Annotated in this window: 17 protein-coding genes and 1 other RNA gene; 13 read left to right on the plus strand and 5 right to left on the minus strand. The window is 68.9% G+C overall.

Annotation, left to right across the window (positions count from 1 at the left end):
• Positions 1–47: 47 nt before the first annotated feature.
• Positions 48–2,282, plus strand: coding sequence for an ATP-binding protein (locus JJB11_RS26545; protein WP_201170061.1), 2,235 nt, complete (start codon positions 48–50; stop codon positions 2,280–2,282).
• Between the two features lie 3 nt (positions 2,283–2,285).
• Here JJB11_RS26545 and JJB11_RS10500 read toward each other — a convergent pair whose 3' ends face one another.
• The 3 genes from JJB11_RS10500 to ffs all read right to left on the minus strand — a co-directional run bounded on the left by JJB11_RS10500 (position 2,286) and on the right by ffs (position 3,877).
• Positions 2,286–2,888, minus strand: coding sequence for a hypothetical protein (locus tag JJB11_RS10500; RefSeq protein WP_201170062.1), 603 nt, complete (start codon positions 2,886–2,888; stop codon positions 2,286–2,288).
• Positions 2,889–3,045: 157 nt separating this feature from the next.
• A complete protein-coding gene (locus JJB11_RS10505) occupies positions 3,046–3,516 on the minus strand; it encodes a hypothetical protein (RefSeq protein WP_201170064.1) in 471 nt (156 codons plus the stop codon).
• A gap of 264 nt (positions 3,517–3,780) precedes the next feature.
• Positions 3,781–3,877: signal recognition particle sRNA small type (ffs, locus tag JJB11_RS10510), an RNA gene on the minus strand.
• 64 nt (positions 3,878–3,941) lie between these two features.
• Here ffs and dnaX point away from each other — a divergent pair.
• The 7 genes from dnaX to JJB11_RS10545 all read left to right on the plus strand — a co-directional run bounded on the left by dnaX (position 3,942) and on the right by JJB11_RS10545 (position 10,082).
• Positions 3,942–5,822, plus strand: coding sequence for a DNA polymerase III subunit gamma/tau (dnaX, locus tag JJB11_RS10515; RefSeq protein WP_201170066.1), 1,881 nt, complete (start codon positions 3,942–3,944; stop codon positions 5,820–5,822).
• 11 nt (positions 5,823–5,833) lie between these two features.
• Positions 5,834–6,157 carry a YbaB/EbfC family nucleoid-associated protein gene (locus tag JJB11_RS10520; protein ID WP_201170071.1) on the plus strand — a complete coding sequence of 108 codons (324 nt, stop codon included), beginning with the start codon at positions 5,834–5,836 and terminating at the stop codon, positions 6,155–6,157.
• 3 nt (positions 6,158–6,160) lie between these two features.
• The gene (recR, locus tag JJB11_RS10525; protein ID WP_201170084.1) at positions 6,161–6,754 is read left to right on the plus strand and encodes a recombination mediator RecR; all 594 of its coding nucleotides are present in this window, start codon (positions 6,161–6,163) and stop codon (positions 6,752–6,754) included.
• 1 nt (position 6,755) lies between these two features.
• Complete coding sequence (locus tag JJB11_RS10530; RefSeq protein WP_201170093.1) at positions 6,756–7,178, plus strand: MAPEG family protein; 423 nt, start codon at positions 6,756–6,758, stop codon at positions 7,176–7,178.
• 171 nt (positions 7,179–7,349) lie between these two features.
• Positions 7,350–8,348 (plus strand): ABC transporter substrate-binding protein, encoded by a 999-nt coding sequence (locus tag JJB11_RS10535; protein WP_242528928.1) that lies wholly within the window; start codon positions 7,350–7,352, stop codon positions 8,346–8,348.
• 85 nt (positions 8,349–8,433) lie between these two features.
• Complete coding sequence (locus tag JJB11_RS10540; protein ID WP_201170108.1) at positions 8,434–9,246, plus strand: ABC transporter ATP-binding protein; 813 nt, start codon at positions 8,434–8,436, stop codon at positions 9,244–9,246.
• The gene (locus tag JJB11_RS10545) at positions 9,243–10,082 is read left to right on the plus strand and encodes an ABC transporter permease (protein WP_201170110.1); all 840 of its coding nucleotides are present in this window, start codon (positions 9,243–9,245) and stop codon (positions 10,080–10,082) included. The genes JJB11_RS10540 and JJB11_RS10545 overlap by 4 nt, the downstream gene beginning before the upstream one ends.
• A gap of 81 nt (positions 10,083–10,163) precedes the next feature.
• On the opposite strand, the gene JJB11_RS10550 is transcribed toward JJB11_RS10545, so the two are convergent.
• Together JJB11_RS10550 and gloB are read right to left on the minus strand one after the other, a co-directional pair.
• Positions 10,164–11,693, minus strand: coding sequence for a transglycosylase SLT domain-containing protein (locus tag JJB11_RS10550; RefSeq protein ID WP_201170112.1), 1,530 nt, complete (start codon positions 11,691–11,693; stop codon positions 10,164–10,166).
• The gene (gloB, locus tag JJB11_RS10555) at positions 11,690–12,475 is read right to left on the minus strand and encodes a hydroxyacylglutathione hydrolase (protein ID WP_201170121.1); all 786 of its coding nucleotides are present in this window, start codon (positions 12,473–12,475) and stop codon (positions 11,690–11,692) included. The genes JJB11_RS10550 and gloB overlap by 4 nt, the downstream gene beginning before the upstream one ends.
• Positions 12,476–12,494: 19 nt before the next feature.
• Between gloB and JJB11_RS10560 the strand changes: the two genes are divergently transcribed.
• The 5 genes from JJB11_RS10560 to JJB11_RS10580 all read left to right on the plus strand — a co-directional run bounded on the left by JJB11_RS10560 (position 12,495) and on the right by JJB11_RS10580 (position 18,516).
• A complete protein-coding gene (locus JJB11_RS10560; protein ID WP_201170123.1) occupies positions 12,495–13,271 on the plus strand; it encodes a class I SAM-dependent methyltransferase in 777 nt (258 codons plus the stop codon).
• A complete protein-coding gene (gene rnhA, locus JJB11_RS10565; protein ID WP_201170133.1) occupies positions 13,272–13,721 on the plus strand; it encodes a ribonuclease HI in 450 nt (149 codons plus the stop codon).
• A gap of 110 nt (positions 13,722–13,831) precedes the next feature.
• Positions 13,832–15,019, plus strand: coding sequence for an efflux RND transporter periplasmic adaptor subunit (locus tag JJB11_RS10570; RefSeq protein ID WP_201170135.1), 1,188 nt, complete (start codon positions 13,832–13,834; stop codon positions 15,017–15,019).
• Positions 15,016–18,189 (plus strand): efflux RND transporter permease subunit, encoded by a 3,174-nt coding sequence (locus tag JJB11_RS10575; protein ID WP_201170138.1) that lies wholly within the window; start codon positions 15,016–15,018, stop codon positions 18,187–18,189. Before JJB11_RS10570 ends, JJB11_RS10575 begins: the two co-directional genes overlap by 4 nt.
• 57 nt (positions 18,190–18,246) lie before the next feature.
• Positions 18,247–18,516 carry a MoaD/ThiS family protein gene (locus JJB11_RS10580; RefSeq protein WP_201170141.1) on the plus strand — a complete coding sequence of 90 codons (270 nt, stop codon included), beginning with the start codon at positions 18,247–18,249 and terminating at the stop codon, positions 18,514–18,516.
• Position 18,517 lies beyond the last annotated feature (1 nt).

An 18,517-nucleotide genomic window follows, 5' to 3' on the forward strand; every position in this document is an offset into this window, starting at 1 on the left:
GCCGCCCCAAGGCGAATCCCCCAGCGCGCAGCGCGGAGGGTGGTCCGGTGAGCGCGTACAAGCGCGTGTCACTCGGCGCGTGGCTCGCGACGGCGTTCTCCGCGCTCTCGATCCTGCTCACCGTGGTCATGGCGCTGGTGATCGAGCGCAAGGCGGGCGAGGACGTCGCCGCGGGCATCGGCAGCAACATGAAGGTGCTGGCGCATCAGATGACCAACCGGCTGGACCGCGGCATGTTCGAGCGCTATCGCGAGGTGCAGCTCATGGCGGCTCGCCTCGATCGCCTGCCCGCGGACCTGCCGGTGCAGCTGGAGCTGGACGCCGCCAAGAACAGTTATCGCTATTACCTGTGGCTGGGCGTTGCCGGCCCGGACGGCACCGTGCTCGCGGCGAGCAACGGTGCGCTCGTCGGCGACAACGTCAGCAACCAGCCGTGGTTTCGCGACGCACTGCAGGGCGTTCACCTGGGGCACGTGCAGGAATCGTCCGTGCTGCCGGCGTTGCTCACCGCCGGCGATGCGCCGCAGCGCTTCTACGACGTGGCCTTTCCCGTGCAAGGCCGGGGCGGCCAGCGCGTGCTCGGGGCCTACGTGTCGTGGGCCTGGGCGCGCGACGTGCGCGACGCGGTGTTCGGCTCCGATCCCAGCCGCGCCGAGCCGCTGATCGTGGCCGCGGACGGCCGGGTGCTGCTGGGGCCCGCGGACCTGGAAGGCCGGCAGCTGCGCGTGCCCAGCCTGGCGCTCGCCCGGGCGGGCAAGGAGGGCCACACGACCGAGCGCTGGCCGGATGGCCGCACCTACGTGGTCGGCTACGACGCGTCGGAAGGCTTCCAGTCCTCGCCCGGGGCGGGCTGGACCATCCTGGTGCGCCAGGACACCGACGCAGCGTACGCGCCGGTGCGGGCCTTGCAGCGGCGCGTAGCCCTGGGCGGGGGGGCCCTGGCGCTGCTGTTCTCGCTGATCGGCTGGCTGGCGGCGCGCAAGATCGCGCAGCCGGTGCTGGGACTCGCCGCCGCCGCGCGCCGCATGGAAGAGGCCCAAGTCGCGGAGGTGGAGACCTCCAGCGCCTACCGCGAAGTCGAGGTCCTGGGAACGGCGCTCAACTCGCTGCTGGGCAAGCTCGCGCAGAAGACCGGCGAGCTGCATGCGCTCAACGCGGAACTCGAGCAGCGCGTGGAACAGCGCACGGCCGAACTGCGCGACGCCTTCGACCGCGTGCGCGCGAACGAGCAGCGCATCCAGACCATCATCGAAGCGGCGCAGGACCCCTTCATCGCCTTCGACCTGCGGGGCCGGATCACCGACTGGAGCACGCAGGCCGAAGTGGTGTTCGGCTGGGGGCGCGAGGAGGTGCTGGGCCGGCGTGCGGGTGAACTGTTGCTGCCCAAGCGCTCGGCCGCGGACCTGGACCTGGCGCTCGCGACGTATGCGCGCACCGGCCGTTCGCAGTTCCTGCACCGCGCGGTCGAGCGCGTGCTGGTCACGCGCGACGGCCGCGAGATTCCCGTCGAAGTGAAGATCGGGCTGGTGTCCACGGGCCGCGAGCGCTTCTTCAGCGCCTTCCTGCACGACATCTCGCAGCGCAAGGAAGTGGAGCGGCTGAAGGACGAATTCATCTCCACGGTGTCGCACGAACTGCGCACGCCGCTCACCGCGATCTACGGTTCCCTGAACCTGATGCACTCCGGCCTGGCGGGCGAGCTGCCGCCCGACGCCAGGGAGCTGCTGTCCATCTCCCACGACTCGACCGAGCGCCTGATCCGGTTGATCAACGATCTGCTGGACCTGGAGAAGATCGCATCCGGCAAGATCGAATACCGCGTGCAGGTGCAGCCGCTCGCGCCGCTGGTGCAGCAGGCGCTGCGCGATACGCAGCCCTACTCCGACGGGGTGCGGGTGGAGCTGGCGCTGCAGGCGGATGCCGATCCGCTGGTGGGCGCCGACGCCGACCGCATCGTGCAGGTCTGCGTCAACCTGCTGTCCAACGCAGTCAAGTTCTCGCAGCCGGGAGCGCGGGTCGAAGTGCGGGTGACGCAGCGCGAGGGCTGGGCCCGGGTGAGCGTCACCGACCAGGGCAGCGGCGTGCCGGCCGAGTTCAGGGACCGCGTGTTCGAGCGCTTCGCGCAGGCGGACTCGTCGGCGCGGCGCGCCAAGGGAGGCACGGGGCTGGGACTGGCCATCTGCCGCAGCATCGTGGAGGCGCACGGCGGGCGCATCGGGTTCACGAGCGAACCGGGCGTGCGGACCGAGTTCTTCTTCGAGCTGCCCGTGGCCGTGGGCTGAACTTCAGAAGCTCGTGCGGTAGTACACCATCGGGCGGCCGTCCTTGCGCTTGACCGTGATGCGCGCGCCGCTTTCCATCTGGAAGCCGACGAAGCCGAGATCCATCGCGAGCCCGGAGCGCTGCCCGCCAGCGAGGTTCATCTCGACGCGGGCGCCGTACACGGGCTCGCGCATCAGGATCTGCGTGTAGGCGTCGTCGGCGGCGTTCATGCGGCGCCACGCTGTGATGTCGATGCGCTGGGCCTGCAGCAGCTGGCTCCAGCGCAGGCCGACGTCGACGCCCGTGCGCGGCTGCAGGCCGGGCCCGGCCGAGGGACTGGCCAACCCGAACACCGCACCGAGGCCGTTGCCGTGGCGGTCGAAGGGCGTGATGGACAGATCCACGCGTGGCGACTGGAAACCGGCGTCCTGGGCATCGAAGCGCGGCAGGCTGCTGGCCTGCACCTGCACCCGCAAGCCCTGGTCGCCGGCGGCGGAGCCGGGCAGGCTGGTCTTGTCCTGCGCCTGCGCATGCGTCGCGCAGCAAAGGGACACGAAGGCGATCGCAACGCCCTGCGCGAACTCCCGACGGAACCCGGCACCTGCGCCGGCAGCGGCCTTCTCCATGGCTCACCTCCCAGTGATGCGAAGAAGTCTAGGCTGGTCCGTTCGGACTGGTTTGTGAGAAATCAAATGCCGATGCTGTCGGACGCGCGAAGTCGCCGACAGTCGCGGCGCGGACGAGGCAGGTAGGACGCGTGGCTGTGCCGTGCAGGACGCCGCCTCACTCGCCCATGTGGTGCCAGCGTTCTTCCGGCAGCTTGCGCAAGGCCTGGTACACCTGGGGCAGCACGCCTTGGGCGGCGGCCCACTCGACGTGCTCGCGCAGGCGCGCGCGCTTCTCCAGCGACGGCACCTGCTCCCATTCGGCCGGGCTGGCCGGCACCTTCGCCAGGTGCGGGCCGGTGTTCGGCAGGTAGGCGTACAGGCGTTGCCAGATCGCGGGCAGCGGGCACACGCGGTTGTTGCGGCGGATTTCCACCAGGACATCGTCCACCGTGACATCCTCCTGCGCCTTGGCCTCGGCCACCGCGGCGAGCTTGGTGGGACGGGTCCGCACGAACCCGCGCTCCGATTGGCCCTGCAACGCCTGGAACATCGCCCAGGACGTGTCGCTGCTCTTCTCGACGACTTCGACTTCCGCCTGCGCGCCCGGCAATGCTGCCGGCGCGTGGCCTGCCTTTGCTTTGCTCACGGCGCCCCTTAACCTGTAATGGTTACAAAATGTAGAAGCTCGGCGGAGAGGTGGGAAGCCCCTGTGGAGGCGGCATTGCCAAATCCGCACGGATTCGCGCTGCGTGAGGCTGCGGCGGTGGGGCTGCGTGACGTATGCGCGACGTTCGCTGGAACGAGATGCGTGCGTGGGGCGAGTCGCGGCGCGGTCCGCGCGACGTCGTCGCGATGACGCGAGCCATGCGCAGCCAAGTGGTGCTCGATGCACCATCTCCGCGAAAAAAAAGTTGACGAGCCTTACCCCCGGCACTGGCTCCACAGTTAGGGCTGCTTGGTTCCCCACCTGACCCGGTTGGCCGCTTCACCATGCGGGGAGGCCCGTCACCTCGTATTGTAGGCGAGCGGCAAGGCCGGGTTGGGCGGGAGGGCCCCTTTAGAATCGAAAGAATGTCGTATCTCGTGCTCGCCCGGAAGTACCGGCCCAAGACCTTCCTCGAGATGGTGGGACAGGAGCACGTGGTGCAGGCCCTCACGAATGCGCTGGAGCAGCAGCGGCTGCACCACGCGTACCTGTTCACCGGCACGCGCGGCGTCGGCAAGACCACCGTGTCGCGCATCCTCGCCAAGTCGCTGAACTGCCAGGGACCGGACGGAACGGGCGGCATCACCGCCGCGCCTTGCGGCGTGTGCCAGGCCTGCGTGGACATCGACGCGGGCCGCTTCGTCGACTACACCGAGCTCGATGCGGCCTCCAATCGCGGCGTCGACGAGGTGCAATCCCTGCTGGAGCAGGCGGTCTACAAGCCGGTGCAGGGCCGCTTCAAGGTCTTCATGATCGACGAAGTGCACATGCTCACGGGGCACGCGTTCAACGCCATGCTCAAGACGCTGGAAGAGCCGCCCGAGTACCTCAAGTTCGTGCTGGCCACGACCGATCCGCAGAAGGTGCCGGTCACGGTGCTCTCGCGCTGCCTGCAGTTCAACCTGCGGCCGATGGCGCCCGAGACCGTGCAGGAGCACCTCGCGCGCGTGCTGGAGCAGGAAGCCGTTCCCGCCGACGCGCAGGCTCTTCGGCTGCTCTCGCGCGCCGCGCGCGGCTCGATGCGCGATGCGCTTTCGCTGACCGACCAGGCGATCGCCTTCGGTGCCGGCCAGTTGCGCGAAGCGCCAGTGCGCCAGATGCTGGGCAGCGTCGATCGCAGCCACGTGTTCCGGCTGATCGAGGCGCTCGCTGAAGGCGATGGCAAGTCGGTTGTCGAGATCTCCGAGGCCTTGCGCCTGCACGGCCTCTCCGCCGCCGCAGCGCTGGAAGAGATGAGCCTGGTGCTGCAACGCATGGCGGTGCTGCAGGCGGTGCCGCAGGCCGCGGATGCCACCGATGACGAATCGGCGGCGATCGCGCGGCTGGCTGCGCTGATGCCGGCCGACGAGACGCAGCTGCTGTACTCGATGTGCCTGCACGGGCGCGCGGAGCTGGGCCTCGCACCCGACGAATACGCGGCGCTCACGATGGTGCTGCTGCGGCTGCTGGCGTTCAAGCCCGGCGCGGCGGAAAAAAAAACTCTGAAGCGGCCGGCTGACGCCGGCATCGCTGGGGTTCCTGCGTCACCCCAGCCTGCGAAGAGTCCCGAACGCGCGCAGAGCCCGGGATCCGCAACAACAACGGAACCTGCCTCTGCCGGTAGGCTGGCGGTGAGCGCAGCGAACCCCAGCGTTCCTGCGTCGACCCAGCCCGCGAAATCCCCGGAAGCCGCATCCGCAGGCCGCGCCCCCGCCGCGCCCCCCGGCCACGTCCTCCCCGTCGTCGACCCGCGCCAGGCCCCGCCGCGCGCGACGCCGCCAGCGCGCCCGAACAACGATGTGCTCGGCGTGCCCGTGCGCGTGCAACCGGAGCCGCTGCGCGAAGCACCTGCGGGCGTGCCCACCGTCGTCCCCACGCCGGAAGGTGACTTCTGGCAGGCGACCGTGCAGGACCTCGTGCAGCGCGAGGCGATCGCCGCGCTCGTGAGAGAGCTCGCGCTGCAGGCTCAGCTGGTGGCGCGCGACGAGGGCCACTGGATGCTGCGCGTCGAGCGCGAATCGCTGAACCAGCCCGCGAGCCGCGAACGCCTGCGCACGGCCCTGCAGGGCGCCGGCCATGCCGTGGAGATCTCCGTGGAAGTCGGCCCCGTCACGGACAGCCCCGCGCGCCGCGCCGCAGTCGCCGCGGCCCAGCGGCAGCGTGCGGCGGAGCAGATCATCCTGAACGATCCCTTCGTGCAGCAGATGCAGCGGGACTTTGGGGCGAAAATCGTCCCTGGCAGCATCAAACCGATCGAGAAACACTAGAGAGACCCACCATGTTCAACAAGGGACAGCTGGCCGGCCTGATGAAGCAGGCGCAGCAGATGCAGGACAACCTGAAGAAGGCGCAGGACGAACTGGCCACCATCGAGGTGAGCGGCGAGTCGGGCGCGGGGCTGGTCAAGGTCGTCATGACCTGCAAGCACGACGTCAAGCGCGTCACCATCGACCCGAGCCTGCTCGGCGACGACAAGGACATGCTCGAGGACCTGGTGGCCGCCGCCTTCAACGCCGCCGTGCGCAAGGCCGAAGAGACCACGCAGGAGAAGATGGGCAAGCTCACCGCGGGCCTGCCGCCAGGCATGAAGCTGCCCTTCTAAACATTGGCAGAACCCTCCCTCCAGGCCCTGATCGAGGCGCTGCGGCGCCTGCCCGGCGTCGGCGTGAAGTCCGCATCGCGCATGGCCTTCCACCTGCTGCAGCACGACCGCGAGGGCGCGCACGTGCTCGCGCGGGCGCTGGAGCAGGCCACCACGCGCGTGCGCCACTGCAGCGAGTGCCACACCTTCACGGAGGACGAGGTCTGCGCCACCTGCCGCAGCCCGCAGCGGGACCGCAGCAAGCTGTGCGTGGTGGAGACGCCGGCCGACCAGGCGGCGCTGGAGCGCACGCAGGCCTACAACGGGCTGTACTTCGTTCTCATGGGCAAGCTCAGTCCCCTGGACGGCATCGGCCCGCGCGACATCGGCCTGGCCAAGCTGTTCGCGCGCGCCACCAACGGCGCGGTGCAGGAGGTGATCCTCGCCACCAATTTCACCGCGGAGGGCGAGGCGACGGCGCACGTCATCGCGGAAGCATTGAAGCAAAGAGGCCTGAAGGTCACGCGGCTCGCGCGCGGCGTGCCGGCGGGCAGCGAACTCGAATACGTGGACTTGGGGACCATCGCGCACGCGCTGGTGGACAGGAGGACCCGCTGACATGACGACGACGATCTACGCGCGCTTCACCGTCGCCTACTGGTGCGTGCTGCTCGCGGTGCTGCTGCCGTACGCCTGCTCGTACCTGGCGAAGTTCCGCGACTTCGGCAAGCCGCGCAGCCAGGGCGGCTACGACAACAACGATCCGCGTGCGTGGATGGCGCGCCTGGACGGATGGCGCGCCCGCGCCGTGTCCGCGGAGGCCAACAGCTTCGAGGCGCTGCCCTTCTTCATCGGCGCGGTGATCATCGCCCACCAGTTGGGTGCGCCGCAGACGCGCGTCGACATCCTCGCGCTGCTGTTCGTCACGCTGCGCATCATCTACATCGCGATGTACGTGGCCGGGCTGCCGACGACGCGCTCGGCGATCTGGGCCCTCGCGTTCTTCGCGAACGTCGCGATCTTCCTCTCCGGCTGGCACTGAGCAGGGGCGCGCGCGAACGTCTGCACTGAGGCGGTTTGCGTTACGTGAAAACCCGCACGGGATCGACCCGATGCGGCATCGCAGCATGGCTCTTAAGCTCGCGTGATCCCAAAGAACAATGACGAGAGGCTCCGCATGCGACCCACGATCACCCGCCGCAACTTCACGCTGATGGCGGCCGCCGCCGTCGCGGCTCCCACGCTGCGCGCGCAGGGCAAGCTGGAGAAGTCCAAGCTGGCCATCGCCGTCGGCGGCAAGTCCGCTTTCTACTACCTGCCGCTGACCATCTCCGAGCAGCTGGGTTACTTCAAGTCCGAAGGGCTCGACGTCGAGATCTCCGACTTCGCGGGCGGCGCCAAGGCGCTGCAGGCGCTGATGGGCAATTCCGCCGACGTGGTGGCGGGCGCCTACGAGCACACCATCAACATGCAGGCGCGCAACCAGGCGATCCAGGAGTTCGTGCTGATGGGCCGCGCGCCGCAGATCGCGCTGGGCGTGTCGACCAAGACGCTGCCCCACTACAAGGGCCTGGCCGACCTGCGCGGCAAGAAGATCGGTGTGTCGGCGCCGGGCTCCTCCACCAACATGGTGGCCAACCTCGTGCTCTCGCGCGCCGGCATCAAGGCCAGCGACGTGAGCTACGTGGGGGTGGGCACCGGCGCCGGGGCGCTGACCGCGATCCGCTCCGGGCAGATCGACGCCATGTGCAACACCGACCCGGTGATGACGATGCTGGAGCAGAAGGGCGACGTGCGCATCATCAGCGACACGCGCACGCTCAAGGGCACGCAGGAGGTGTTCGGCGGCCCGATGCCTGCCGCCTGCTTCTACGCGCACACCGACTTCATCAAGAACAACCCCAACACCTGCCAGGCCCTGGCCAATGCCATCGTGCACGGCCTGAAATGGCTGCAGACCGCGGGACCGAGCGACATCATCAAGACCGTCCCCGAGAGCTACCTGCTCGGCGACCGCGCGCTGTACCTTGCCTCGTTCAACAAGGTGCGCGAGGCGATCGGGCTCGACGGCATGATGCCGGAAGACGGGCCGAAGACGGCGCTGAAGGCGCTGGCCAGCTTCGAACCGTCCGTGAAGCCCGACCGCATCGACCTCGCCAAGACCTACACCAACGAATTCGCGCGCCGGGCCAAGGAGAAGTTCAAGGCCTGATGACAGAATGACGCCGGCCGCGCGCCGGGCATGACAGGATGACCGCGCCCGCGCGGTCATTTTTCATGAACCCAAAGAGGTCTTCTTGTCCCTAGCCCTGGAACTGAACGAGATCACGGTCACCTTTCGCTCGGGGGACGAGCGCGAGTCCCGCTATACCGCCGTCGCGCAGACGACGTTGCGGATCGCCGCCGGCGAATTCGTCTCCGTGGTCGGCCCCACGGGATGCGGCAAATCCACGCTGCTGAACATCGCCGCCGGCCTGCTGGAGCCCTCCTCGGGCGACGTGCGCGTGTTCGGCGAGCCGCTGCAAGGCATCAACCGCCGTGCGGGCTACATGTTCCAGGCCGAAGCGCTGATGCCCTGGCGCAGCGCCCTCGACAACGTGATGGTGGGCCTGCAGTACCGCGGCGTCACCGAGGCGGAGGCGCGCACGCAGGCCGAGGCCTGGCTGGCGCGCGTGGGCCTGGCCGGCTTCGGCGATCGCTATCCCCACGAGCTCTCGGGCGGCATGCGCAAGCGCACGGCGCTTGCGCAGACGCTCGCACTGGACCCCGACATCATCCTCATGGACGAACCCTTCAGCGCCCTGGACATCCAGACACGCCAGCTGATGGAAAACGAGGTGCTGGACCTGTGGGCGGCCCGCAAGAAGGCCGTCCTCTTCATCACCCACGACCTCGATGAAGCGATCGCCATGAGCGACCGCGTCGTCGTGCTCTCTGCCGGTCCGGGGACGCACCCGATCGGCGAGTTCGCGATCGACCTGCCGCGTCCGCGCGACGTCGCCGAGGTCCGCGTCGACCCGCGCTTCGTCGAACTGCACACCAACATCTGGTCGGTGCTGCGCGACGAGGTGCTCAAGGGCTACGCGCAACAGCTGAAGAAGGCCGCATGAAGAACGCCGGCATGCCTTCCGTGCGCCAGCTGCGCACCTTCCAGCTGCTCGTGCTGGTGGCGGCGCTGCTCGCGTGGCACCTGCTGTCGCGCAACGAGCAGATGGCCTTCTTCTTCGGCGACCCGGTGGCCGTCGCGGGGCGCATCTGGAGCTGGTTCCTGCCCATCGGCCTGCCGCCCAACTCCGCCTTCCCGGACGGCGTGCCCGGCAACGCCGACATCTACGTGCACCTGGGGGTGACGCTCATCGAGACGGTGCTGGCCTTCGCCATCGGCACCGTGCTCGGACTCGTCATGGGCCTGTGGCTCGCGCTGGCGCCGGTGGCGAGCGCGGTGCTGGATCCCTACATCAAGGCGGCCAACTCCATGCCGCGCGTGATCCTGGCGCCCATCTTCGCGCTGTGGTTCGGCCTGGGCATCTGGAGCAAGGTGGCGCTCGCGGTCACGCTGGTGTTCTTCATCGTCTTCTTCAACGTGTACCAGGGCGTGCGCGAAGTCAGTCCCGTCATCCTCGCCAACGCGCGCATGCTGGGCGCCAACCGCAAGCAGCTGCTGCGCACGGTGTACCTGCCCAGCGCCACGAGCTGGGTGTTCTCCAGCCTGCACACCTCCGTCGGACTCGCGTTCGTGGGTGCCGTGGTGGGCGAGTACCTCGGCTCGGCGCGTGGCGTCGGCTACCTGATCCTGCAGGCCGAGGGCACGTTCGACGTGAACACCGTGTTCGCGGGCATCGTGGTGCTGACCGCCTTCGCGCTGCTGCTCGATGGCATCGTCGGGCGCATCGAGCGCGGGCTGATGAAGTGGCAGCCCAAGCAGGGCGACACCGAGAAGCTGTGAAGCGGGCCCCGGGCGGGAGTCGTCCGGCACGGAGTGGCGCCGGCGCCCGCCGACGCCGTTCGCCGGCCCGGCCGGCCGCGCTCAGCGCTTGTGCTGGACCGGGGTCTTGTGCGGCGCGGCGTGGGCCGCCGGACGCGCCGCCGGCTTGGCGGTGGGTCGCGCTGCGACCTGTTTCACGTTGCGCGTGTTCACGCGCACCTGCGTGTGCGCCACGGTGCGGATCGGCAGGTGCAGCACCACCTGCTGCCCCGGACGGAAGGTCGCGCTCGCGGCCACGTGGTTCCACTCGGCGACCTGCGCGGCGCTGACCCGGTAGCGCGTCGCGACCGTGCTCACGGACTCGCGCTTGCCGGCCCGCACGACGGTGCGGCGCGTGATCACCTCGGGCGCGAGGTCCAGCTGCGCGTTGTCGGCCACGTGGCTCGCGACGTCCGGCTGCGAGTCGTTGCGGCGCGGCACGATCAGCACCGAGCCGGCCTTGATCAGCATGCGCGGCGGGATGCTGTTGACCGTGCGCAGTTCGTTTTCGTCCATGCCCACCCGGCGCGCAGCCTCGGTCACGCTCATGGTCGCGGGAGTGCTCCAGGCCGTCCAGGTGGCGAACTTGCCTTCGGTGTAGGCCTCGTAGTTCCGCTTGAAGACGGTGGCGTTGTCCCAGGGCAGCAGGATCTGCGGCGTGCCCGCCGCCAGGATCACGGGGCGCTTGAGCTGCGGGTTGAGTGCCTTGAAGTCGTCGATCTCGACGTCCGCCAGGCGTGCCGCCACCGCGACGTCCATGTCGCGGTCCAGGCTCACGCTCTGGAAGTAGGGGTGGTTCTCGATCGTCGGCAGTTCGGCGTGGAACTGCTCGGGGCTGGCGATGATGTTCTTCACCGCCTGCAGCTTCGGGACGTAGTTGCGCGTCTCGTTCGGCAGGTTCAGGTCGGTGTAGCCGGTGCCCAGGCCCGCCTTCTGGTTGCGCGCGATGGCGCGCGCCACGTTGCCTTCGCCCCAGTTGTAGGCGGCCAGGGCGAGATGCCAGTCGCCGAACTGCGCATACAGGCGCTGTAGGTAGTCGAGCGCGGCGCGCGTGGACTCCAGCACCGAGCGGCGGTCGTCGCGGAAGACGTTCTGCTTCAGGTCGAAGGTCTTGCCGGTGGCCGGCATGAACTGCCACATGCCCGCCGCGCGCGCGCTGGACACGGCCTGCGGGTTGAACGCGCTTTCGACGAAGGGCAGCAGCGCCAGCTCGGTCGGCATGTTGCGCCGCTCCAGTTCCTCGACGATGTGGAACAGGTACTTGCGCGAGCGGTCCGTCATGCGCTGCATGTAGTCGGGGCGCGCCGCGTACCACTGCTCCTGCTGGTGCACGAGGTCGTTGTCGAGCGGCGGCATGGCGAAGCCGCGGCGGATGCGGCTCCACAGGTCTGGCGGCGGCTCCAGCGAGGCCACGGACTGCGAACTGAGCTCGGACGGCTTGATGGCGGACAGCGGCCCCTGGGGGATCACGGACGCCGGCTTCGCCTGCGCTGACTGCCCCTCATGGACGCCGGCCCCGTCGGGGCCCTGCGTGGTGGCGCAACCGGCCAGGGCCAGTGCGGCGATGAGGGCGAGCAGCTTGTACTTCTTCATCTGAACTCGTTCTTCCATTGGCGCAGCGCCGCGAACACCGCGACCGGGTCTGCCGGGTTGGCCTGCGGATCGTGTCCGTGGGCCGCCTGCGCCACGGCGGCGACGCGCGTGCGCAGGAAAGGATTGATCTCGTTCTCCACGGCGATGGTGGAAGGCAACGTGGGCTCGCCGTGCGAGCGCCTCTGCTCGCATTGTTGCCGGTAATGGATCAGCTGTGTATTGCCCGGCTCGACGGCTGTGGCAAATTTCAGGTTTGACAGCGTGTATTCATGCGTGCAGCACACCCGGGTGCGGCCCGGGAGCGCCGCGAGCTTGGCGAGCGACGCGAACATCTGCGCCGGGGTGCCCTCGAACAGCCGCCCGCAGCCGCCCGAAAACAGCGTGTCGCCGCAGAACAGCAGCGGGGCGCCATCGGCGAGGGCCGGGCTGGCGGAGTAGTACGCAATGTGGCCGGCGGTGTGGCCGGGGACGTCCAGCACGTCGAAGCGCAGGCCCAGGACCTCGATGGCGTCGCCCTCGGAGAGCCGCTCCAGCGGTTCGGGAATGCGCTCGTGCGCGGGGCCGTAGACCCGCGCGCCGGTCGCGTCGCGCAAGGCATCGACGCCGCCCACGTGGTCCGGGTGGTGGTGGGTGACTAGAATCGCCTCCAGCCGCAGGCCGTGGGCAGCAAGGTACGACTGCACCGGGGCGGCATCGCCGGGATCGACGACCAGCGCCCGCTGTCCGTCGTGCAGCAGCCACAGGTAGTTGTCCTGGAAGGCGGGCAGCGGGGTCAAGTTCATGAGCGAGCGGATTATAGGAATGCAGCAGTGGTTCGAGACGCCGCCTGGCAGGTATCTGCTCGCCTGGGAACAGGCCGAGTTCGACCAGGCGGTCGCCGACATTTTCGGTTACCACGCGCTGCAAATGGGCTTGCCCGGCCTGGACGCCTTGCGCACCAACCGCATGCCGCACAAGTGGCTCGCGCTCAGTGAAGCCGCGTCGGTCGAGAGCGAGGCCGAGCGCAAGCCGGACCTGGTCACCGATTTCGCCGCCTTGCCCTTCGAGGAAAACAGCCTCGACCTGGTGGTGCTGCCGCATTCGCTGGAACTGAACCTGGATCCGCACACGACGCTGCGCGAGGTCGAGCGCGTGCTGGTGCCCGAAGGCAAGCTGGTGATCTGCTGCCTCAATCCGGCCAGCCTCTGGGGCCTGCGCCAGCGGCGCGCGCACGTGTACCGGCGCCTTGGCTTCGGCGAGCTTTACCTGCCGGATGCCGGCGACTTCATCGGTTACTGGCGCTTGCGCGACTGGCTGCGGCTGCTGAGTTTCGAGGTGGAGACCAGCAGCTTCGGCTGCTACCGGCCGGCGTTCGCCAGCGACAAGTGGCTGGAGCGCTTCGCCTGGATGGACGCCGTCGGCGAGCACTCGTGGCCGATCTTCGGCGCCGCCTATTTCATCGTCGCGGTCAAGCGCGTGCGCGGCATCAAGCTGATCGGCCCGGCCTGGAAGAAGGCCAAGCGCATCGCCACCGCGCCCGTGCCGATCGCCAACCGAAACACCCGGCGCGAGGCGCGGGAACCCACCGTCATCGACTGAATGAACGAAGTAGAGATCTATACGGACGGGGCCTGCAAGGGCAATCCCGGTCCGGGGGGCTGGGGCGTGCTCCTGCGCTCCGGCACGACGCGCAAGGAACTGTACGGCGGCGAGCCCAGCACCACCAACAACCGCATGGAGCTGATGGCGGTGATCCAGGCGCTCGAGGCGCTGAAGCGTCCCTGCGCCGTCACCCTGTACCTCGACAGCCAGTACGTGCTGAAGGGCATCACCGAGTGGCTGCCCGGCTGGAAGGCCAAGGGCTGGAAGACGGCGAGCAAGCAACCCGTGAAGAACGCGGAACTGTGGCGTCACCTCGATGATCTGCTCCAGCGGGGCGGCCATGTCGTCGACTGGCGCTGGGTGCGAGGCCACACGGGCGACCCCGGCAACGAGCGGGCGGACGCACTGGCCAACATCGGCTGCGAGATGGCGAAGGGACAACGCTGAAGGGCGCCGCCCCAGCGTAAACGGGGTGTAAAGCGCGCCCCGATGCTACATTGCCCCTTGCAATGGGTTACACGTCGCCGCACCCGTCGGCGCGAAACGGACACGGTTTCATGGCTTCACCGAAAGCAATCTACGGCGGCGCGGCCGCGGCGGCGCTGCTGTGCGCAGCCGGCGCGTGGTGGTTCCTCGGTTCGCACCGCACCGAGGCGGCCCCCACCGATGCGGGCGCACCCCGCACCGCCGCGAGCGGCCCGGCGCCGGCCACGCTGGTGACCGTGGCGGTGGCGCGCAAGCAGGACGTCCCGGTCAACGTGAGCGTCAACGGCAGCGTCGTCTCCCTGAACAGCGTGGACGTGCGGCCGCAGGTGAGCAACATGGTGCAGAAGGTGCACGTGAAGGAAGGCGATTTCGTGCGCGCCGGCCAGCCCTTGTTCACGCTCGACGCGCGCGCCGATGTCGCGAACCTGGAGAAGGCCAAGGCGCAGCAGCTGAAGGACCAGGCCACGCTCGCCGACCTGGAGCGCCAGTACCAGCGCAGCCAGGAGTTGCTGGCGCAGAACTTCATCGCCAAGAGCGCCACCGATACCGTGCTGTCGCAGCTGCAGGCGCAGCGCGCCGCCGTCGAGGCGGACAAGGCCGCGGTGCAGTCCGCGCAGGTGCAACTGAGTTACGACGAGATCCGCGCGCCGATCTCCGGGCGCACCGGCGGGATCAACGCCTTCGTCGGCACGCTGGCGCAACCCGGCACGCCGCTGGTGACCGTGACGCAGCTCGATCCGATCGCGGTGCAGTTCCCCGTGCCCGAGGGCCGGCTGCAGGACCTGTTGGCCGCGGCCAGCGAGCGCTCGGAGGTGCTGGCGATGGTGCCGGGGCGCGCCGCGCCGCTCAAGGGCGTGCTGACCTTCGTGGACAACACCGTGGACCCGCAGGTCGGCACGGTGCGCGCCAAGGCCAGCTTCGCCAATGCCGACCACGCGCTGTGGCCGGGACAGTACGTCAACACCAGCGTGACCGTGCGCACCTTGAAGGACGCGGTGGTCGTTCCGGTGGCCGCGGTCATCACCGGCCCGAACGGCCGCATCGTGTACGTGGTGAAGGACGACCAGGCGCAGTTGCGCAAGGTGGAACTCGACCACTCGTTCGGCGACCAGGCCGTCGTGCGCGGCGTGCAGCCGGGCGAGCGCGTGGTGGTGGAGGGCAAGCAGAACCTGCGGCCCGGCTCGCGCGTGCGGCTGGAACGGCCGCAGCCCTCGGTGACCGGCACGGGACCGGCGCCCGCCCGGAGGGACCCGACGTGAACATCTCCGAGCTGTGCATCCGCCGGCCGGTGATGACGGTGCTGCTGTCGGCGGCCCTGGTGGTCGCCGGCGTGCTGGCCTATCTGAAGATCCCGATCGCCGCGCTGCCCAGCTACAACACGCCGGTGATCTCCGTGAACGCGCAGCTCGCGGGCGCGGCGCCGGACACGATGGCGTCGTCGGTGGCCTTGCCGCTGGAAAAGCAGTTCTCGACCATCGCGGGGCTGAAGCTGATCAGCTCGGTCAACACGCTGGGCAACTCGCAGATCACGCTGGAGTTCGACCCGACCCGCGACATCGACGCGGCCGCCGTCGACGTGCAGGCGGCGCTGCTGCGCGCGCAGCGGCAACTGCCCGCCGAACTGACGCAGCTGCCGTCCTACCGCAAGGTGAACCCCGCCGATGCACCGGTGCTGTTCATCGCGCTCAACTCGCCCTCCATGGGCCTGTCCGAGCTGAACGACTATGCCGAGAACCTGATCGCGCCGACGCTGTCCACCATCGACGGCGTGGCGCAGGTGAACGTGAACGGGCAGAAGCGCTTCGCGGTGCGCGTGCGGGCGAACTCGGACCTGCTCAATGCCCGCGGCATCACGCTGGAGGAACTGGCGGCGGCGATCAAGTCGGCCAACTCGAACACGCCCATCGGCGTGCTGGACGGCCCGAGCCAGACGCTGACCATCCAGGCGAACGAGCAGATGAAGAGCGCGAAGGAGTTCGCGAACATCATCATCTCCTCGCGCAACGGCGCGCCCGTTCGCCTGTCCGAGGTGGCGACGGTGGAGGACAGCTACGAGTCGGTCCGCACCTCGGCGAGCTACAACGGCGAGCGCTCCATCCTGCTGTCGGTGCAGCGCCAGCCGAACGCCAATACCGTGCAGGTGGTGGATTCGGTGCGCAAGCTGGTGCCGCTGTTCCGCGCGCAACTGCCGCAGTCGATCAACATCAACGTCGTCAACGACCGCTCCCGCTCGATCCGCGAGGCGATCCACGACGTGAACCTCACGCTGGGCCTCACGGTGCTGCTGGTGGTGCTGGTGATCTACCTGTTCCTGCACCGCGTGATGGCGACGCTGATCCCGGCGGTGACCATGCCGATCTCGCTGATCGGCGCCATCTCGCTGCTTTACTGGTTCGGCTACAGCCTGGACAACGTGTCGCTGCTGGGGATCACGCTGGCCGTGGGCCTGGTGGTGGACGATGCGATCGTGGTGCTGGAGAACATCGTGCGCCACATCGAGGAGGGCATGCAGCCCATGCAGGCGGCGCTGAAGGGCTCGCGCGAGATGGGCTTCACCATCGTGTCGATCTCGATCTCGCTGGTGGCGGTGTTCATCCCGATCTTCTTCATGCCCGGCGTGATCGGCCTGCTGTTCCACGAGTTCGCGGTCGTGGTGTCGCTCGCTGTGCTGGTGTCGGCCGCGGTGTCGCTGACGCTGGTGCCCATGATGGCCAGCCGCTTCCTCAAGCACGAGGAAAGCGACGGCGCCAGCCACCTGTCTTCCGACGCCATCGAACACACGCCCGGCGGCTGGCTGGGCCGCAGCTTCGAGCGCCTGTTCCGCGCGGTCCATGGCTTCTACATGAAGACACTGGACTGGACGCTGCGCCGCCGCCCGCTCATGCTGGCGGTCGCGCTGGGCACTTTCGTCGTCACCGGCTACCTCGCGACGACCATGCCCAAGGGCTTCTTCCCCGAGGAGGACATCGGCCAGATCCAGGTGACCACCGAGGCGTCGGAGGACATCTCCTTCGCCGCCATGCTGGCCTTGCAGGACCGCGTGGCAGCGGTGATCCGCAAGGACCCGAACGTGCAGGACGTGAGCTCGTTCATCGGCGCCGGCGGCCCGATCGGCACGATGAACACCGGCCGCATGTTCGTGTCGCTCAAGCCGCGCGGCGAACGCATGAAGATGCCGCAGGTGATGGAGTCGCTGCGCCGCGCGACGCGCCAGGTGCCCGGCGTCGCCGTGTACCTGCGGCCGATCCAGAACCTGCAGCTGGGAGGCCGGCAGAGCAAGAGCCGCTACCAGTACGCCATGCAGAGCGTGAGCGCCGCTGCCTTGTCCGACTGGTCCAACCGGATGATGGAGCGCATGCGCGCCGACCCGGCCTTCCGCGACGTCACCAGCGACTCGCAGAACAAGGGCCTGCAGGCCTCGCTGCGCATCGACCGCGACAAGGCCAACCTGCTGGGCGTGCAGATCGGCGACGTGCGCAACGCGCTCTACGACGCCTTCGGCGAGCGCCAGGTCTCCACGATCTACAGCTCGGCCAACAGCTACCTGGTCATCCTCGAGGCAGCCAACGAGGACCGGCGCTTCGAGGAGAGCCTCTCCAAGATCAACCTGCGCGGGCGCAACGGCGCGTTGGTGCCGCTGTCCGCACTGGCGCAAGTGGAGCGCACGGTGGGCCCGACCGCGGTGAACCACCAGGGCCAGCTGCAGGCGATCACGATCTCCTTCAACCTGGCTCCGGACACGCCGCTGGGCGTGGCGACCGACAAGATCGACCGCTTCGCCCACGAGCTGAAGCTGCCGCCTTCGATCATCACCACCTATGGCGGCGACGCCGCGGTGTTCCAGGACTCGCAGGGCAGCCAGGTGCTGCTGCTGGTGTCGGCGCTGCTGGTGATCTACGTGCTGCTCGGCGTGCTGTACGAGAGCTACATCCACCCGCTCACCATCCTGGCCGGCCTGCCGTCGGCGGCCGTGGGCGCTTTGTTGACGCTCAAGCTCTTCGGCTTCGACCTGACCCTGATCGCCACCATCGGCATCCTGATGCTGATCGGCATCGTCAAGAAGAACGCGATCATGATGATCGACTTCGCGCTGCACGCGCAGCGCGAGCTCGGCATGACGCCGCAGGAGGCGATCCGCGAAGCCTGCCGCCTGCGCTTCCGCCCGATCCTGATGACCACGCTGGCGGCGCTGATGGGCGCGCTGCCCATTGCGCTGGGCCTCGGCGCGGGCGCCGAACTGCGCCAGCCGCTGGGCCTGGCGGTGTCGGGCGGCCTGGTGTTCTCGCAGGTGGTGACGCTCTACATCACGCCTGCGATCTACCTGGCGCTCAATCGTTTCAGCGGCCGCGGTCCCGTGCAGGACCTCGACGCACTCGGGCGCAGGATGTTCCCGCCTGCCAGCACACACGGCGACATCATCGCCAAATAGGCGGGGCCGCGGCGGCGGGATTGACCTGGGTGCGTGGGAGGTGTGCAATGCCGCTCCATGCCCACCGTGAGCTTCGCCCCGGCGCTCACCCGCCACGTGCCCTGCGCGCCGCAGCAGGTGGCGGCAGGCACGCTCGCCTCGGTGCTGGAGGACGCGTTCCGCGCCGCGCCCGCGCTGCGCGCGTATGTGCTCGATGAACAGGGCGCCGTGCGCAAGCACGTCGCCGTGTTCGTCAATGGCGAGATGATTCCCCAGCGCGAGGACCTCACGCGGGCGCTCGCGCCGCCAGACCGCGTGCACGTCATCCAGGCACTGACCGGAGGTTGAA

Origin of the sequence: Ramlibacter ginsenosidimutans (assembly GCF_016654015.1) — a bacterium.
Lineage (GTDB): Bacteria > Pseudomonadota > Gammaproteobacteria > Burkholderiales > Burkholderiaceae_C > Ramlibacter > Ramlibacter ginsenosidimutans.

Coding starts and splice junctions, on each gene's coding strand:
- rnhA (WP_201170133.1), top strand. CDS start 13,272: ATGAACGAAGTAGAGATCTATACGGACGGGGCCTGCAAGGGCAATCCC.
- JJB11_RS10560 (WP_201170123.1), top strand. CDS start 12,495: ATGCAGCAGTGGTTCGAGACGCCGCCTGGCAGGTATCTGCTCGCCTGG.
- JJB11_RS10580 (WP_201170141.1), top strand. CDS start 18,247: ATGCCCACCGTGAGCTTCGCCCCGGCGCTCACCCGCCACGTGCCCTGC.
- dnaX (WP_201170066.1), top strand. CDS start 3,942: ATGTCGTATCTCGTGCTCGCCCGGAAGTACCGGCCCAAGACCTTCCTC.
- JJB11_RS10520 (WP_201170071.1), top strand. CDS start 5,834: ATGTTCAACAAGGGACAGCTGGCCGGCCTGATGAAGCAGGCGCAGCAG.
- JJB11_RS10500 (WP_201170062.1), bottom strand. CDS start 2,888: ATGGAGAAGGCCGCTGCCGGCGCAGGTGCCGGGTTCCGTCGGGAGTTC.
- gloB (WP_201170121.1), bottom strand. CDS start 12,475: ATGAACTTGACCCCGCTGCCCGCCTTCCAGGACAACTACCTGTGGCTG.
- JJB11_RS10550 (WP_201170112.1), bottom strand. CDS start 11,693: ATGAAGAAGTACAAGCTGCTCGCCCTCATCGCCGCACTGGCCCTGGCC.
- JJB11_RS10545 (WP_201170110.1), top strand. CDS start 9,243: ATGAAGAACGCCGGCATGCCTTCCGTGCGCCAGCTGCGCACCTTCCAG.
- JJB11_RS10570 (WP_201170135.1), top strand. CDS start 13,832: ATGGCTTCACCGAAAGCAATCTACGGCGGCGCGGCCGCGGCGGCGCTG.
- JJB11_RS10530 (WP_201170093.1), top strand. CDS start 6,756: ATGACGACGACGATCTACGCGCGCTTCACCGTCGCCTACTGGTGCGTG.
- JJB11_RS10535 (WP_242528928.1), top strand. CDS start 7,350: ATGGCGGCCGCCGCCGTCGCGGCTCCCACGCTGCGCGCGCAGGGCAAG.